Source organism: Arthrobacter sp. 05T420 (genome assembly GCF_056396305.1).
This window is the reverse complement of the sequence record NZ_JBFTLG010000012.1, coordinates 57,505-73,389: the sequence shown is the minus strand read 5'-3', so window position 1 is coordinate 73,389 and position 15,885 is coordinate 57,505. Positions and strand designations below refer to the sequence as shown.

General features: G+C 66.3%; 12 protein-coding genes and 1 pseudogene. 3 read left to right on the top strand and 10 right to left on the bottom strand.

Translation table 11 applies throughout. The annotated features are described in order from the left end of the window. Positions 1–24 precede the first annotated feature (24 nt). Genes AC1DEM_RS13030 through AC1DEM_RS13020 form a run of 3 tightly spaced genes read right to left on the bottom strand, consistent with a single transcriptional unit; the run spans position 25 to position 3,477 of the window. Entirely contained in the window at positions 25–1,773 is a 1,749-nt protein-coding gene (locus tag AC1DEM_RS13030) for a glycosyltransferase family 4 protein (protein WP_476884765.1), read from the bottom strand. Beyond that, entirely contained in the window at positions 1,770–3,026 is a 1,257-nt protein-coding gene (locus AC1DEM_RS13025) for a glycosyltransferase family 4 protein (protein WP_476884764.1), read from the bottom strand. Before AC1DEM_RS13025 ends, AC1DEM_RS13030 begins: the two co-directional genes overlap by 4 nt. A 10-nt stretch (positions 3,027–3,036) precedes the next feature. Beyond that, positions 3,037–3,477, bottom strand: a complete 441-nt coding sequence (locus AC1DEM_RS13020; protein ID WP_476884763.1) for a hypothetical protein — start codon at positions 3,475–3,477, stop codon at positions 3,037–3,039. A gap of 532 nt (positions 3,478–4,009) precedes the next feature. Between AC1DEM_RS13020 and AC1DEM_RS13015 the strand changes: the two genes are divergently transcribed. Continuing rightward, complete coding sequence (locus AC1DEM_RS13015; protein ID WP_476884762.1) at positions 4,010–4,510, top strand: DUF3515 family protein; 501 nt, start codon at positions 4,010–4,012, stop codon at positions 4,508–4,510. Between the two features lie 75 nt (positions 4,511–4,585). On the opposite strand, the gene AC1DEM_RS13010 is transcribed toward AC1DEM_RS13015, so the two are convergent. The 6 genes from AC1DEM_RS13010 to AC1DEM_RS12985 form a co-directional block, all read right to left on the bottom strand. Continuing rightward, positions 4,586–5,716 (bottom strand): D-alanine--D-alanine ligase family protein, encoded by a 1,131-nt coding sequence (locus tag AC1DEM_RS13010; protein WP_476884761.1) that lies wholly within the window; start codon positions 5,714–5,716, stop codon positions 4,586–4,588. Positions 5,717–5,733: 17 nt separating this feature from the next. Next, the gene (locus AC1DEM_RS13005) at positions 5,734–6,786 is read right to left on the bottom strand and encodes an NAD(P)H-dependent glycerol-3-phosphate dehydrogenase (protein WP_476884760.1); all 1,053 of its coding nucleotides are present in this window, start codon (positions 6,784–6,786) and stop codon (positions 5,734–5,736) included. Further along, positions 6,783–7,586, bottom strand: a complete 804-nt coding sequence (locus AC1DEM_RS13000; protein ID WP_476884759.1) for a lysophospholipid acyltransferase family protein — start codon at positions 7,584–7,586, stop codon at positions 6,783–6,785. The genes AC1DEM_RS13005 and AC1DEM_RS13000 overlap by 4 nt, the downstream gene beginning before the upstream one ends. 10 nt (positions 7,587–7,596) lie before the next feature. Beyond that, positions 7,597–8,922: a UDP-N-acetylglucosamine 1-carboxyvinyltransferase gene (gene murA / locus AC1DEM_RS12995; RefSeq protein WP_476884758.1), complete on the bottom strand. Its 1,326-nt coding sequence runs from the start codon at positions 8,920–8,922 to the stop codon at positions 7,597–7,599. Positions 8,923–9,232: 310 nt separating this feature from the next. Continuing rightward, on the bottom strand, positions 9,233–10,432 hold the full coding sequence (locus AC1DEM_RS12990) for a M20 family metallopeptidase (protein ID WP_476884757.1): 1,200 nt from the start codon (positions 10,430–10,432) through the stop codon (positions 9,233–9,235). Next, entirely contained in the window at positions 10,429–11,850 is a 1,422-nt protein-coding gene (locus tag AC1DEM_RS12985) for an MFS transporter (protein ID WP_476884756.1), read from the bottom strand. The genes AC1DEM_RS12990 and AC1DEM_RS12985 overlap by 4 nt, the downstream gene beginning before the upstream one ends. 128 nt (positions 11,851–11,978) lie before the next feature. Here AC1DEM_RS12985 and AC1DEM_RS12980 point away from each other — a divergent pair, with 128 nt between their 5' ends. Further along, positions 11,979–12,980, top strand: coding sequence for an Lrp/AsnC family transcriptional regulator (locus AC1DEM_RS12980; RefSeq protein WP_476884755.1), 1,002 nt, complete (start codon positions 11,979–11,981; stop codon positions 12,978–12,980). 259 nt (positions 12,981–13,239) lie between these two features. Next, positions 13,240–15,007 (top strand): annotated as a pseudogene (locus AC1DEM_RS12975) (HNH endonuclease). 216 nt (positions 15,008–15,223) lie between these two features. On the opposite strand, the gene leuD reads toward AC1DEM_RS12975, so the two are convergent. After that, the gene (gene leuD, locus AC1DEM_RS12970; RefSeq protein WP_476884754.1) at positions 15,224–15,829 is read right to left on the bottom strand and encodes a 3-isopropylmalate dehydratase small subunit; all 606 of its coding nucleotides are present in this window, start codon (positions 15,827–15,829) and stop codon (positions 15,224–15,226) included. Positions 15,830–15,885 lie beyond the last annotated feature (56 nt).

The following is a 15,885-nucleotide window of genomic DNA, read 5'->3' as shown; positions in this document are numbered from 1 at the left end:
GGTCTATTGCACTATCTGCGGACACTAGTCGATCTCCTCATGTTCATGGTGCAGCCCGGCGTAACGCGCGGCCAAGGCCTTGGCGTTGGCAGCCCAGGTCCTCTCGGCCAGAACTGCGGCCCGGCCTGCGTGCCCCATCGACGCCCGTCGGCGCGCATCGAGAAGCAGCGCCGAGATCGTGTGTGCAAGCCGGTCCGGTGACGCGGCAGGGACCAAAAGCCCGTTACCGCCGTCGTCTATTATCTCCCGAAGTGCGGGCAAGTCGCTTCCAACCACAGGCCGCGCACTCGCCAAGGCCTCTATTGGCTTGAGCGGGGTCACCGCGCGGGTCACGTCCAGATCCTTGCGCGGCACCACGAACACGTCCAGGGCCTGATGATAAAGCGGCGTCTGGTCCCGGGGTACCCTGCCCGTGAAGATTGCCCTGTCAGCGAGTCCGAGTCCCTGGACCTGCTTCTGCAGAGCGGGGCCGGCCACACCGTCGCCAACAATCAGCAGGCGCAGCTGCGGAAAGTCCGGCGCCAGGAGTGCGAAGGAGCGGACGAGGTCGTCCAGGCCTTCATACGCGACAAGGCTGCTGACGGTGCCGATGTAGAGTCCGTCCTCCGGGAGGCCGAGTTCGCGGCGCGCGGCGGCGGCGTCACGCGGCTGCTGGAGGAAGGCTCCGCCGACGGCGTTGGGAGCGATGATGATCTTCTCGCCGGGGATGCCAGCGGCCACTATGTTGGCCTTCATCGCCTGCCCCAGCGTCACCACCAAGTCGGCGTCCTGCATGACTTCAGTTTCCCGAGCTTGGAAAAGCGCGTACTTCTCGCTGTCCAGCGCCTCAGGTCCCCGTGTGGCGGCCCAGGTGTCCGCCAACTGGCCGCGGACCTCGTACACCCACGGAATGCCCAGAGCCTGGGCCACGGCCCGGACCACCAGTCCGTTGACGAAGTGAGTGGTGGTGTGCAGGACGCTGGGCCTGAATTCCAAGGCCGCCTGCAGTAATTCCTCGGCCTGTTGCTGGAGACGCGCGTCCATGGTCCGCGCCATCCGCGCCGGGAGGAGGCGCCGGTAACGGACGCCATCCACCACGTCGCTGGCCTGCGCCAGGAATTTGCCCACCTGGACGGGGTACCCGAGCCGTGTGACGGCCAGGACGTCCCAGCCCGCTTCGCGTTGGGCCACCATGATGGAGTGGGACCGCTGGGCGTAGCCGCTGGCGGTGTGGGGCAGCGAATTTGTGAGCAAATGCAGGACCCGGCCGGGCACTGGCGTGAACTCCTGCCGCTGCAGCGAGGGTGCCGCGCCTGCGTAGACCGCGGCCTCCCCGGCGAGCCGTGCCTGCTGCCGCCGTCCTGCCGGGCCGGAGCCGTCCAGGGCGGTGACGGCTCCGCTAAGGTTCCCGTCATGCCACAGCCTGCGGGCCCGTACAGCTTTGAGGCCGGGAGCGTTCCCGGCCTTGGCCAAAAGTGTGTCTGAAATCTCCGTCAGGCCGGCGGCTAGGGCAATGTCGGCCAAACGCCGGATCTGCTCCCCCTTGGCGTCCCCGCGGAGGGCAAGGTCGAGGCGGCGCTTGACGTCGGCGTCGTCCCCGTTGCTCATCGATGCGAGCAACACCGGCACGGCCACCGAGTTCTTCGGGAAGACCGCGGTCACCACCCGGCCCAACGGGCGTACGACGGCGGGAAGCCGGCGCGACGCCTGCAGGTACAGAAGGAACGGGTCGTCAACGAGGTGTTGGCTGATAACGCCCACGGCAAGCCGCGCATTTTTAACGAGCTGGATCATTTGCCGGTGACGGTTTCCGCCAGGAGCTCTGAGATGAGGTCCATGTAGCGGTCGGCGAGCTGCCCATATTCCGCGTTGGCCTTGACCCACTGGCGGCTGTCTCCGTTACGCACCAGCCGGCTCCGATCAGAGGCGAGCTCGCGCCACAGATCCGCCATGGCCTCTGGAGAGCTGGGAACGATGTCCCCGGCCTCGGCGTCCAGGACGATCCGAGCCGCTTCGCCGCGCACCATGGCTGTTACGTGCCGCCCGATGGCCAAGACCTCATAGGTCTTTGACGGGACGGTGGTTTCGAAGGATTTCCAGTCGTCGCGAAGGGAGACGAGGCAGGTATCGGCTGACGCATAGCGTTCCAGCATGGCGTCCCCCGTCATGGGGGCATGAAAAGTGACCGGGGCCTTCAGTTCCCGCGCCAACTTCTCCAGCGCCGGACGCTGCGTCCCGTGGCCCACCATGTGCAGGTGCATGGAGTCACCCACGAGGGCGCTTGCCCTGATGGCCACATCGAGCCGCTGGCTTTCGCCGTGGTTTCCAAGGTAGAGGGCCTCGAACACGTCCCGTTCGGGTTCCGGCGGACCCACCACAGGGATGGAGTCCAAATGGACGCCGTTGCTGACGGTAGCCACGTTGCGGACACCGCGAGCCCGCAGCGTAGCGGCGAATCCCTCGGTCACAGTGACCACCAGGTTGGCGCGGTGCTGGACAAAATCCACCACGCGCTCAACCACGCTTTTCACGCTGCCTTGGACCAACCGCGCATCACGCGCCAGGTCCGGCCAGGCATCCCGCATTTCCACGATCAGCGGCACGCCGCGGGCCCTGGCCAGGATGTATCCGGCAGCGAGCGAAGGCAGCCCGGGCGCCGTAACTATGACGACGTCCGGTTTCCGGACCATGAATCCGCCCGGAACGGATAGTGCGGCCGAATAGCACTGGTCCAGCAGGCGTGCCGCCCGGGAGTTGCCGTGGCGAAGGTACGGCACACGGAGGATCTTCTCGGTAAATTGCCCTTTTTGGAGGCGGAACGGCTGCCCCGCCATCCGGCGCGGGAGGTCCCGCCGGCCGAACGGATAGTGCGCCACCGGCGTCACGACGTCGACGTGCCAGCCTGATCGGGAAAACTCCTTGATCATGGCGCTCCAGCGGCGCTGGGGCGGGCTCTGCTCCGGCCAGTAGGAATGCGTCAGCAAAGTGATGCGCAAGCCCTCGGCCTGCGTCTTCTGGGGGGTTCGTTCTACGGATTCAGGGCGCATGTGTAGAGAGTTACTTTCCAGCCTTGGCGGAACCGACTGGGCTCCTGCCGGCAAGGAATCGGAAGTACAGCAAGCCGGCACCGAGCAGGATCAGGACCGTGACGAGTTGAACGCCCAACGGGCTGCCGGTAGCTACTGCCACGGCGGCCTGGACTTCGGACTTCACCATGACGGGAGGCTCGCTAGGAGTGGCGATCACCGCTGGGGCCGTCGAGGGGGCCGCCTTTGGGGTGGCGGAGGGCGTCGCCGAAGGGGTCGGCGTTGCCGACGGGGCTTCTCGCACGGGCGCCGGAGCCACAGGTGCGACGACGGGCGGCGTTTCGATCGCGGGCGCGGGCGTCACGACGGACGGAGCCGGCCGCACTACGGGCGGGACCGCCGGCGCGGGGATGGGCACTACGCCGCCGGTGCCGGGGTTAGTCACACCACCGCCGGTTCCGGGGTTAGTCACACCACCGCCGGTTCCAGGATCAGTCACACCACCACCGGTGCCAGGATCAGTCACACCACCACCGGTGCCAGGATCAGTCACACCGCCACCGGCTCCAGGATCAGTCACACCGCCACCGGCTCCGGGATCAGTCGTGCCGCCGGTGCCCGGATCGGTGGGTCCGCTGGGAGCGGGAGCGGGCGAAATTGCACTTTCCATGGGGCCAGGAATCACCAAGTCATCCGCGTTGGCGGCTGTCGCCGTGCCCATCGCCGCGACAGCCAGGAGCAGTGCTCCCAGCCCGACACGTGCGGACTTCAGTTTTTGGCTGCGCGACGTCATCGACAGGCCCTCCCCCAGGTACGAGAATTCATCAAGTGTGTGCGGTCGTGGCCATCACAAACGTCATTGTCGGCAAAACCCCAGCGGTGCACGGTCCCCCCAGTCTACTTGACCGAACGCCGGGACTGTTCACCTCAGTGCCACCGGGCCATGATATAGGGCAGGCAGAGCCGGGACCATGGCGCCACGCGGGCCGGGATAAGCTGGATGAATGCTCCACTTCAGACGGTTCGTTTCGGCGCGCCCTTCCCTCGCCGTTGCGGCCATCGCGGCCGGCCTTGCCCTGACGTCCTGCTCCCCGGTGGTCGACGTCACACCGGCCAAGGACGCCGCGAACGCGGCCTGCGCGCCCATGATGCTGGCGCTTCCAGACGCAATCGGCGACGCCAAGCTGCGCAAGACAAATGCCCAGGCCACGGCGGCGTGGGGCGATCCATCCGCGGTGATCCTTCGCTGTGGAGTCAACGTCCCAGGACCCACCACGGATCGCTGCGTCAGCGTCAACGACGTCGACTGGGTCATCAAGGAGGGCAACCCCGTGTGGACGCTGACCACGTTTGGCCGCCAGCCAGCAACGGAGATCCTGATGGATCCGAACAAGATCAGTTCGGCCACCGTGCTGGCAGACCTCTCCGCCGCGGCACAGAAGATCAAGGCGACCCGGAAGTGCGTGGGCCAGGCGGACCTGCAGAACCTTCCGACCAGCAAGTAGGCCGGGCCCGGGGGTGGGCCCACGCCGGCTGGGTTCCCTGGCCGAAGCGGAGCGAGGTTAGGGCGCCGGTGGGGCCTAGCGCAGGCCGGTCTTGCGATGCAGTGCGAGGTGGATCAGCTCGTCAATCAGCGCGGCGTAGCCCAGGCCTGAGGCCTTCCACATCTGCGGGTACATGCTCTTGGGCGTAAAGCCGGGCATCGTGTTGATCTCATTGATAATCAGATCGCCATCTGGCGTGTAGAAGAAGTCCACCCGGCTCAGTCCCTCACCGCCGACGGCGTCGAAGGCGACGGCGGCCAGTTCCCGGACCCGGGTGATCGCTTCCTCGGGCAGGTCGGCCGGGCAGCTGAGCGCCGCGGCGTCGTCCACATATTTGGCGTTGAAGTCATAGAACTCGTGCCCGCCGCCTGCCACGGAAATCTCGCCCGGCATGGACGTCCGGGGACCATCGGTCCCCCTGCCCTCCAAAACGGCGCATTCAATTTCGCGTCCCGTGATGCCGGCCTCGATGACCAGCTTGGGATCGTGCTCCCGCGCTGTCTCGATTGCGGCGTCCAGGCCTTCGAGGGAATCCACCTTGGAGATGCCCATGGAGGACCCCGCCCGGGCCGGCTTGACGAACACGGGGAAGCCGAGTTGGTCCACGCGCTTGCGGACGGTCTCCGGGTCATTGCGCCACTGCCGGTCGGTCACGGCGATGTACGGTCCCACGTGGAGCCCGACCGATTCAAAGACCACCTTCATGAAGTGCTTATCCATGCCGACCGCGGACGCGAGCACGCCAGCGCCCACATAGCGGGTGTCGGACAGTTCCAGGAGGCCCTGGATGGTTCCGTCTTCGCCGAAGGGCCCGTGCAGCAGCGGGAAGACGACGTCGACTGCGCCGAGCTCTTCTGGGACCGTGTTCGGGGCGGCCACGATCAGCTGGTGCGCGCCGCCGATCTCCGCCAGTGCCACGGTCTGTGCCGACGGCACCACCTCGGGCAGCGACGAGGCGGAGAGCGACCACGCGTTGGTATCGCCGGACACCAAAACCCATTGGCCGGTCTTGGCGATCCCGATCGGGATGACGTCGTACTTGTCGGTGTCGATGGCGCCCAAAACGCCGGCGGCCGTCACGCAGCTCACGGCGTGCTCGCTGGAGCGGCCGCCGAACAGCACCGCCACCCGGGGCTTGGGCTGGGCCGTACGGCCTTCTGTGGTCATGATTTCCTCTGACACTCTCAGTGATCGCCTTCGGGTTTCAGGTCCCGGGACAGCAGCAGCGGACCCAGTTCGTCGACGGACAGTTTTCCGGCCAGGACTGCGACGACGGCTGCCGTGATGGGCATGTCGACGCCGAGTTTCCCGGCAAGTTCGTGGACCGCTTGGCTGGACTTGATGCCTTCAGCCGTCTGCTTCATTTCGGCCGTGACTTCTTCGAGGGTCAGACCCTTGCCGAGCAGCCTGCCGGCTGTGTGGTTACGTGACAGCGGGGAGGAACAGGTGGCCACGAGGTCACCCAGACCGGCCAGCCCGGCCATGGTCCGGGCCTCGCCGCCCAGGGCGAGGGTCAGCCGGGAGGTCTCCGCCAGGCCGCGTGTGATGACGGAGGCCTTGGTGTTGTCCCCCATCTTCTTGCCCTCGCAGATTCCCACCGCCAGGGCGATGACGTTCTTGACGATCCCGCCGATTTCGACGCCGATCACGTCCGTGGTGGTGTACGGGCGGAAATAGGGCGCCGTGCAGCTGCGGGCGATCCATCCGGCCGTGACCGGATCCGTGCAGGCCACGACGGACGCGGTCGGTTCTTCCCTGGCGATCTCCATGGCCAGGTTGGGCCCGGATACCACGGCGACGCGGTCCGCCGGCAGGTCCAGCTCCGTGCAGATGACCTCGCTCATGCGGGCGTCGGTGTGGAGTTCAAGGCCCTTCATGAGGGAGACCACAATGGCGCCGGGCGCCAGATGCTCCTTCCAGGCCTGCAGTTGTGGCCGCAGTGTCTGTGCCGGGACCGCCAGGATGACCAGTTCCGCGCCCGCCAGGACCTCGGAGACGTCCTTGGACGCGGTGATGCTGGAAGGCAGCGTGATGCCCTTCAGATACTGCTCGTTGCGGTGCTGGTTGTTGATCTGGTCCACAATTTCCGGACGCCGGCCCCAAAGGCGAATGCTTCGTTCGACCCCGGAGGCCGCGGCTGCGTCTGCGACCACCTTGGCGAAAGTGGTACCCCAGGAACCTGCCCCCAAGACGGCCACCGTGCTGGCCGAAGTTTCTCGTTCAGAGTTAACCGTCATCCGGCGCTGTCCCCAGTGTTCTCGTTTGATGCGCCCCCCTCTTGGATGGCACTGCCTTCGGTGCCCCGCTCGATGAAGCGACCCTGCCTGGACTGCTTATGGGCCGCCGGGTCCCACCGCTCCGCGGGCGGCTGTTCGCCGCGCAGTCCCGCCAGAAGGCCGGTAATGGCATCCATGATGACATTCGTGGCGGCGGCGAGCGTCGCTTTGTCCAGCGGGCGGCCTGCAAAGGCGCTCAGGTCCACGGGATCTCCCACCACCAGGCGGGACGTCTTGCGGGGGAAGATGTAGAAACGCTTCGCATACCGGGGGAAGACCTCTTGGGCACCCCAATGGGCTATGGGCACCACGGGAATACCGCTTTCCAGCGCCATGCGCGCGGCGCCAGTGTGCCCCCTCATCGGCCACAGTGCCGGGTCTCTGGTCAGGGTTCCCTCGGGGTAGATGATGATCGCCCCGCCCTCGTTCACGATCTCCTTGGCGAGCTGCAGCGAACGGTTCGCCCCCGCCGTCGAGCGTTCCACCGGGATCTGCTTGGTGGACCGCAAAACAGCACCCAGCACGGGCACCTTGAAGAGACCGGCTTTCGCGAGGAAGTGCGGCATCCGTTTCTGGTTATAGAGCATGTGCCCCACCACCAGCGGGTCAATCTCGGTGCAGTGGTTGGGTGCGGCGATGAAACCCCCGGCAGGAAGCTTCTCTAGGCCTTCCCACTTCTTGTTCATCAGCAGGTTCATCACGGGCCGGACGATCCCGGCGACCACCACAAACGTGGCGTGGCTCTTGGCCGATTCCTTCACCTGGTCCCCGCTACTTGGCTGACGTGATGTCGAAATCGGCGCCGAGGCCCGCGAGCTTCTCGGTGAAGCGCTCGTAACCGCGGTTGATGATGTCGATTCCCGTGACGCGGGAGGTACCGTCGGCCGCCAGCGCGGCGATGAGATGGCTGAATCCGCCGCGCAGGTCCGGGACGTCGATGTCGGTGCCTGTGAGCTGCGTAGGTCCGGAGATTACGGCGGAGTGCAGGAAGTTGCGCTGGCCGAAGCGGCACGGCACGCTGCCGAGGCACTCGCGGTGGACCTGGATGTTGGCGCCCATGCGGATCAGTGCTTCGGTGAAGCCGAACCGGTTCTCGTACACGGTTTCGTGGACGATCGAAACGCCCTCGGCCTGGGTCAGGGCGACGATGAGGGGCTGCTGCCAGTCCGTCATGAAGCCGGGGTGCACGTCCGTTTCGAGGACCAGCGGGTTGAGCTTGCCTCCACGGTGGTAGAAGCGGATCCCGTCGTCGCCGATGTCCATGCCGCCGCCCACCTTGCGGTAGGTGTTCAGGAAGGTCATCATGTCCCGCTGCGTGGCGCCTTCGACAAAGATATCGCCCCGGGTGACCAAGGCCGCGGACGCCCAGGAGGCGGATTCGTTGCGGTCCGAGAGTGCCCGGTGGTTGTACCCGCCGAGGTCGCGGACGCCTTCGATCCGGATGGTGCGGTCAGTCTGGACGCTGATGATCGCGCCCATCTTTTGCAGGACCGCGATGAGGTCCACGATTTCCGGCTCGGTGGCCGCGCCGGAGAGCTCGGTGATGCCCTCGGCGCGGGTGGCGCTCAGCAGGACCTGCTCGGTGGCGCCGACGGACGGGTAGGGCAGCACAATCTTGGCGCCCTTGAGCCCGTTGGGCGCGGAGATGTGGATGCCGCCGGGGCGCTTTTCCACCACTGCACCGAACTGGCGCAGGACATTGAGGTGGTAATCGATCGGACGGTCGCCGATCTTGCAGCCGCCCAGATCGGGGATGAAGGCCTCGCCGATCGCGTGGATCAGAGGCCCGCACAGCAGGATCGGGATGCGAGAATCGCCGGCGTGGGCATCGATGGCCGTGCTGGAGGCGGTCTTGGCGTCCTTCGGGTCCAGCGTCAGGTCGCCGGTCACAGGGTCCTTATCAACCCTGACGCCGTGGAGCTGAAGCAGGCTCGTGACAACCTCGACGTCCTTAATTTCAGGCACGTTGCGCAACACCGATGGCTCGTTGCCCAGGAGGGCAGCAACCATGGCCTTGGGGACAAGATTCTTGGCCCCGCGAACGGTGACGCGGCCAGTTAGCGGGACGCCTCCGCGGATTGTCAGAACACTACTCATATACCGGTTTCCTCACGACTACTCGCCCCCAAATCCTTACAAAGGCTCCAGCTAAGCATAGGAGCATCCGTTACCGATCTGAAATACGGAGCGGTTCGATAAGCCTCACATTGGCCCTGCCTGCGCCGACGGCGCCGCATGCGCGGCGCCGTCGGTCATACTACGGTCCAGGCGTCGCTCATGTGGTCCAAGCCGACGGTCATACTGTGGTCCAAGCCGCCGGTCATGTGGTCCAAGCCGCCGGTCCGGCGCGCCCTCGGGGACCAGACGCGGGGTTAACGACCCACTACGGTCCGGCTGGACCGCGGTGTCAGCGGGGGCTGCCGCCAAGCAGGCGGGCACGCTGCCGTGCATCCCCTGCCGCTGCACTGGCCGCCGCAGCCAGACCGAAGGCACCGTCCAGCACGGCCCGGTCCGCAGAAACGGAGGACCCAAAGGCGGCGAACTCGGCCGTGTGATGGGCTGCGCCGCCCACATCGTAGCCGAGCAGCGGGTGGATGCTCGGCACCAGTTGAGAGACATTGCCCATGTCCGTGGAAGCCACTGGTGTGGCGTTGAAGATGACGTCCCTCCCCCGGACGGCCATCGCCTCGCGGTATGCCTCGGAGAGGAAACTGTCCTGCCTCAGCTCGGCATACGCGTTACCGTTAGGCGTGACCTGAAGTGTGGCGCCACTGGCAAGAGCACCGGCCTCAAGACAGCGCCGCACTTTTTCCTCGATCACCCGGAGTGTGGCAATGTTCGGCGAGCGCATCTCCACGCTGGCCCGGGCCCGATCAGGGACGACGTTCACGGCGCTCCCGCCCTCCGTGACGATCAGCGACACGATGGAGCCCGACGGAAGCTGCTGCCGGCCCAGGGCAATCGCCGTTTGGGCGACCACGAGTGCGTCCAGCGCGTTGATGCCTTCGGCCGGCGCCGCTGCAGCGTGTGCCGGACGCCCCTCGTACAGCACATCCCACATGGACATCGCCAACGATGAACCGCCGATGACGTCCTCGGCGCCTGCATGGGCCATCATCGCCAGAGCCACGTCGTCGAAGAAGCCCTCCTCGATGAGATCCACTTTGCCTCCGGTCGTCTCCTCGGCGGGAGTGCCGAGCACCTTGACGGTGATGCCGAGGTCGTCCGCCACGGCGGCCAGCGCCAGCGCCGCCCCCACGGCACTGGCGGCGTTCACATTGTGTCCGCAGGCATGTCCAATGGCCGGCAGTGCGTCGTATTCGACGCAGATAGCCACCACGAGCTCACCGTTTCCGTACCGGGCACTGAAAGCGGTCGGAAATACAGGCTGGGAGCTGTCAAAGCTGAAGCCGGCGGCGCGCAACAGCACGGCGGCCCGTTTGGCGGCCCGGAACTCTTCGCCCCCGAGTTCCGGATCGGCGTGGATCTCATGGCTCAGACGAAGAATCTCGGGCTGCCAGCGTTCCAATGCCGCGGAGATTCGGCCGTGGATCCCAAACCCGGAAGCAGGAGCACGGCCTGCCGGCGTCAGCGCAGCAGGGTTCATGGCAGGACCTCCGCTGACTGACGCTTCGGGTAGCGTGCGGAGGCTGCCGCCGCGATCAATGCTGCTATTGCGAGCGCTCCCCAGATGGACACGAGGCCACCCTCAGTGATGCGCCCGGACTCCGCCAACGACGAAGAGAGGAGCTTGACGACGGCGGCGCCCACCGCAATGCCGACCGACAGGGCCAACTCGTTGAGTCCGGCCGCCGTCGAGGTCTCCTCCAGTGCCACACCCTCGACAGACAGCGAACGGGTCCCGGCCTGGTAGATGCCGAGGCTCAGGTTGAACATGGCGAACCCGACGCAGTACCCGGCCAGGGAGGCGTGCGCAGCGATCATCGCCACGAAACCACCCGCAAGCAGCAGGCCCGCGAAGACAAGCGTGGCGCGCTCGCCGAACACCTTGAGCGCCCGCGCGGTCAACATCGAAGACACGAATGAGAGCACAGATGCAGCGGCAAGGACAATTGCGATCATAAGTGGGGTGAGAGCAAATCCATAACCGGTCTTGTCGGGGTTGGCGTGCAGGAAGATACCGTTGGTCCCGAAGTAGCTGATGGACGCGAAGCCGAAGAAGAAGGTGGCCAGCGAGACTGTGCGGATACGCGGGTTTGCAAGCATGCGCAGATCCACAAACTTCTTGCCGCGCTCGGGGCCCCGGGCGTCTATCAGAGCCCAGAAGGCCAGCAGCGCCAGTCCAACCAGACCGGATCCGAGCGTCCGCGCATCGAGCCAGCCCCAGTCCGGCCCCATCGAAAGGGCGACGACGAAGCCGATCAGGCCGACGGAACAGGCCAGCAGGGGCACCAGAGCAATTCCCTCCCGGGTGGGAGTTCCGGCGTCGGGCAACAGGAAAGAACACACCAGTGCCACGACGGCGAACGGAACCGCCACCCAGAAGCCGAGCGCGGGGTCGCTGACGCCCACAATCCCCGCCAGCAGCCCGCCTGCACCGACCATGATCATGAGCATGCCTATCATCACGCTGACTCCGGTGCGGGTGTGAGCGGGGCTGCTGACCCGCAGGATTCCCATCATGAGCGGGATGAATCCCACGACGCACGTGAGCAGCACGACGCCCACGGTCACGGTCCCCAGAGACGGCCAAAGTGCCATCATGAGCACTCCCGCAGCGACGACCGCTGTTGACCAGCGGAGCACCAGCCTGTAGCCGTAGCTGTCTCCGAGCCGGGAGATGATGGGCGTGAGCACGGCGAAACTGACGTTGGAGATCAGGAAGATGCCGTTGATCGTCGGATCATCTATCGACAGGACGGGCCCGAGGGCGGGCAAGATGGGGTTCAAGTACCCCTGGGTGACGCCGCTGAGTGATTCGATCAAAGCCATCGCCACGACCATGCCGGTAATCGTTCGACGGGTGATGGCCGCCGTCGCCGGTGGGGCTGTCTTACTTGTCATGTTACTTCCTTGGGATTCGGGACACCTGACTTGGAGTGATGCGAGTCACAACGTTAGCTTCGGCCCCATCCATAGCCCCCACATTGCTCTAAATCCCCAATGCATCAAGAAATTTGAAAGAATCAGCCATGATCTCTGAATTGGATCTCGAAATCGTAAACGCTCTCCAGATCAACCCAAGGGCCGACTGGGCCCGCGTGGGGGACGTCCTCGGCCTGTCCGGACCCACCGTCGCCCGACGCTGGAACGCGCTCGCGGAACACGGACTAGCGTGGATCACCCCGTCTCCAGGGCCTCGGTACCTCAGTGCGGGCTGGTCAGCTTTCATCTATCTGTCCTCAGTGCCGGGCGAGCACGAGGCCCTCATCCACCGGCTCTGCGCAGAACCCGCCTTCGGGACGGTATCCCTGGTATCGGGAGCCCACGACCTGTTCGTGGACTGCTTCGCATCCAGCCATGAGGAACTCATGGCGATCGTCACGGGCGCTTTCGCGGACCTACCTGGGGTGACGCGCAGAGAGGTTGTCTTCGTCACACAGCTCTATAGGCAAGCCTCGGAGTGGCGCAGCGGGACCCTGGAACCAGCGCGGGCGCGGCTCATGGCGAAGGAGTCCACTCCCCCACCGCCGGCCTACGCCCCTGACCGGATGGACGCCTCCCTGCTGGAGGAGCTCGCTCGCGATGGGCGGGCCAGTTGGGCAGAGCTGGGCGCTGCCTCCGGCGTATCGCCCCAGACGGCCCGACGTCGGGTGGAACGGTTCCTGGCGTCCGGCTACATGACGATGAGGTGCGATACTTCCGTCGCCGGCCAGCAGGGCCTGCGGGAGGTGAGCCTGAGTCTCAACGTACCTGCGACCCATGTGGACTCTATCGGCCGATACTTCGCCGGACTGCCAAGTTGCCGCTTGAGTGCGCAGGTTCTAGGTGCCCAGAACCTTTTGGTGACGTTGTGGGTCCGCAACTATCTGGAGGTCCAAGGGCACGAGCGTGAGCTGGCAGCCCGGGCGCCGGGAAGCACTGTGATCACCCGGCAGGCGGTGGTGCGCACCTACAAACGGCTCGGACATGTGTTGGATGAGTCAGGACGCAGTCGGAGCGTAGTCCCGCTGCCCCTGTGGCGGACGGACTAGGTGCACGCCTTGCATCGCCACGATGATCTGACACCCCCCGACCCCGGCGAAGCAGGGCGCCGCCGACCCAGGCGGCGAAGTCGGAGCTCAACCCTGCACGGTCCGAGCACACGCAAGAAGGGCGGATTCACCACGAAATCCCTAGCCTCCGTGCCCACGTCCAAGGCCGTCCGCTAGCAACAGGGATTTCTCAACGCAATTGGCAGGCGGGCGGAACTATGCGGCAATTATTGTCAGAGGTCCCTGAAAAACTGGATTCATGGACGGCAATCAAGGGCCCGAAGTGGTTCCGGCAGGAGACGGCGACGGCGACCTCAGTCGTGCCGGGCGCGGTACGGCCACCGGCCAGGGCACCACGGAGACGTCCGTCGCGGGCCTGCTGGCCGCAGACCACCGCCGCAGATCAGTCATTGCCGCCGCCGCCCGGCTGGCCACCCTCCCACCGGCCGCGGCCAGTGCCGCGATCATCGACCGGATCCGGGAACTGGAAAACGAGAAGTGCGCCGCCTCCGCAGAGCAGGCTCGGCTGGCTGTGGCTTTTGATCTGCTCCAGCGCCGCGAGCAGGCTGCCGCCGGGATCCCCGCCGAGCAGCTCGGCGCCGGGATCGGCGCGCAGATCGCCCTGGCCCGGCACGAATCCCCCGCCAAGGGCGGCCGGCTCCTGGGCCTCGCCAAAGCCCTCGTGGCCGAGATGCCGCACACCCTCGCCGCGCTCGAATCCGGGCAGCTGAACGAATGGCGCGCCACCCTGCTCGTGCGCGAAACCGCGTGCCTGACCGCCGCGGACCGGGCCGCCGTCGACGAACACCTCGCACCCGACACCGGGACCCTCGCCGGGGCCGGGGACCGGCGGCTGGTGGCCACCGCCCGGGCCGCCGCGTACCGGCTGGACCCGCGCACCGTCACCGACCGCGCCGCGCACGCCATGTCCGAGCGGCATGTCAGCCTCCGCCCGGCCCCAGACACCATGTGCTACCTCACCGCCCTGCTCCCGGTCACCGCCGGCGTCGGCATCTACACCGCCCTGGCCCGGCACGCCGACACCCTCCGGGCCGCCGGGGACCCGAGGGGCCGCGGCCAGGCCATGGCCGACACCCTCGTCGAGCGCTGCACCGGCACGCCGGGCGGGATCACCGGGGTCGAAATCCAGGTCGTCATGACCGACCGCACCCTCTTCCAGGCCGACAGTGAACCGGCCCGGATCCCCGGCTACGGCACCGTCCCCGCCGGCTGGGCCCGCACCCTCATCAACGCCACCAAAGCTAAGGACGGCATAGCCGGCGTCGATTCACCCGGACAAAACGGCCCACAGGAGTCCGGCGAGTCAACCGCCGGTCCCCCTGAACCAGGCGGCGGACCCCGGGGACCCGGCACGCCCAGGAGCGCCGATGCCGATGCCGATGCCGATGCGAACGCTTTCACCGTCTTTCTCCGCCGGCTCTACACCCACCCGCGCACCGGCGAACTCGTCGCCATGGACTCCCGCGCCCGGATCTTCCCGCACCGGCTCCGCGGCCTTATCCAGACCCGGGACGACACCTGCCGCACCCCCTACTGCGACGGCCCCGATCCGGCACCTGGACCACATCATCCCCTGGCACCATGGCGGACCCACCACCCAGACCAACGGCGCCGGACTCTGCGAAGCCTGCAACCACACCAAAGAAACCCCCGGCTGGCGAGCCCGCCCCGCAAACGTTGCACGAGCACAGCACGCGGACTCTGGACCCCGACCAGCACCCGGTCCAGCAGCCGTGCCCGGGCACAGCAGAAACAGGCACACCATCGAACTCACCACACCCACCGGCCACACCTACCACTCCACCGCACCACCGCTCCCGGGAACGCCGTTGTCAGAACCAGCTTCCTGCGGCGATCTGCCCACGGCGGATCCGATTGCCGCAACAACGCCTCTTGACCCACGTGCGCACGGAACGGATGGGCCAACGTCCCGGTACCGTCGCCAGCTCCGGCACCGGGCGAAGGCACTCAGGATCCGAAAGCGTCTTTCAGTTGCGGTGGCCTAGGACCGGTAACTCGTGTCGCTGACTCGTGACGTCGGATGGGCGTGCCAGCTGGGCCTAGAAACGAGAAGTGACGACAAAAGTGCCGCCGTCGAGTCTTGCAACTCGACGGCGGCACGTCAGAACTAGTCGAACGACCGAGACTGGGCGGCTGCCCGCACGACCTGTTGCCCGCGGCCCTGAGCTCTTGCCTGGCCTCGGGTCCTCAGATCTGGACCCTCAGGACGACAACCGGGCAGGCAGCGTCCTGGGCTTGAAGGAAGGCCGCGTGGCCTCGTACGCGGTGATATCTGGTTCGTGCTTGAGGGTCAGCCCAATGTCATCCAGGCCTTCCAGGAGGCGCCACCGTGTGTAATCGTCAATCTCGAAGGGCGCCACAATGTTGCCGCACTGCACGGTCTTGGACACGAGATCCACCGTGACTTCGGTTCCGGGGGCGTTCTCAAGTTCCTTCCAGATGAGCTCGATGTCGTCCTGGGCGAGCTCGGCGGCGAGCAGGCCCTGCTTGCCGGAGTTGCCCCGGAAGATGTCGGCAAAGCGGGACGACAGAACGGTCTTGAAGCCGAAGTCCTTCAAGGCCCAGACGGCGTGCTCGCGGGACGAGCCGGTGCCGAAATCGGGGCCGGCCACCAGAACCGATCCTGCGCTGAACGGTGCCTGGTTCAGGATGAAGGACGGGTCTTTGCGCCACGCGGCGAAAAGCGCGTCTTCAAAGCCGGTGCGGGTGATGCGCTTGAGGTACACGGCAGGGATGATCTGGTCCGTGTCAACGTTGCTCTGGCGCAGCGGGACACCGATGCCGGTGTGGGTGGTGAACTTTTCCATGGCGGATCCTTCGGGACTGTATGGATCGGGGCTGTGTGGATCGGACTGAGTGGATC

What these genes read in the sequence shown, in the direction of transcription:
- AC1DEM_RS12980 (WP_476884755.1), top strand. Translation starts at nt 11,979, where the DNA reads ATGATCTCTGAATTGGATCTCGAAATCGTAAACGCTCTCCAGATCAAC.
- AC1DEM_RS13015 (WP_476884762.1), top strand. Translation starts at nt 4,010, where the DNA reads ATGCTCCACTTCAGACGGTTCGTTTCGGCGCGCCCTTCCCTCGCCGTT.
- AC1DEM_RS13025 (WP_476884764.1), bottom strand. Translation starts at nt 3,026, where the DNA reads ATGCGCCCTGAATCCGTAGAACGAACCCCCCAGAAGACGCAGGCCGAG.
- AC1DEM_RS13030 (WP_476884765.1), bottom strand. Translation starts at nt 1,773, where the DNA reads ATGATCCAGCTCGTTAAAAATGCGCGGCTTGCCGTGGGCGTTATCAGC.
- AC1DEM_RS13010 (WP_476884761.1), bottom strand. Translation starts at nt 5,716, where the DNA reads ATGACCACAGAAGGCCGTACGGCCCAGCCCAAGCCCCGGGTGGCGGTG.
- murA (WP_476884758.1), bottom strand. Translation starts at nt 8,922, where the DNA reads ATGAGTAGTGTTCTGACAATCCGCGGAGGCGTCCCGCTAACTGGCCGC.
- AC1DEM_RS13005 (WP_476884760.1), bottom strand. Translation starts at nt 6,786, where the DNA reads ATGACGGTTAACTCTGAACGAGAAACTTCGGCCAGCACGGTGGCCGTC.
- leuD (WP_476884754.1), bottom strand. Translation starts at nt 15,829, where the DNA reads ATGGAAAAGTTCACCACCCACACCGGCATCGGTGTCCCGCTGCGCCAG.
- AC1DEM_RS12985 (WP_476884756.1), bottom strand. Translation starts at nt 11,850, where the DNA reads ATGACAAGTAAGACAGCCCCACCGGCGACGGCGGCCATCACCCGTCGA.
- AC1DEM_RS12990 (WP_476884757.1), bottom strand. Translation starts at nt 10,432, where the DNA reads ATGAACCCTGCTGCGCTGACGCCGGCAGGCCGTGCTCCTGCTTCCGGG.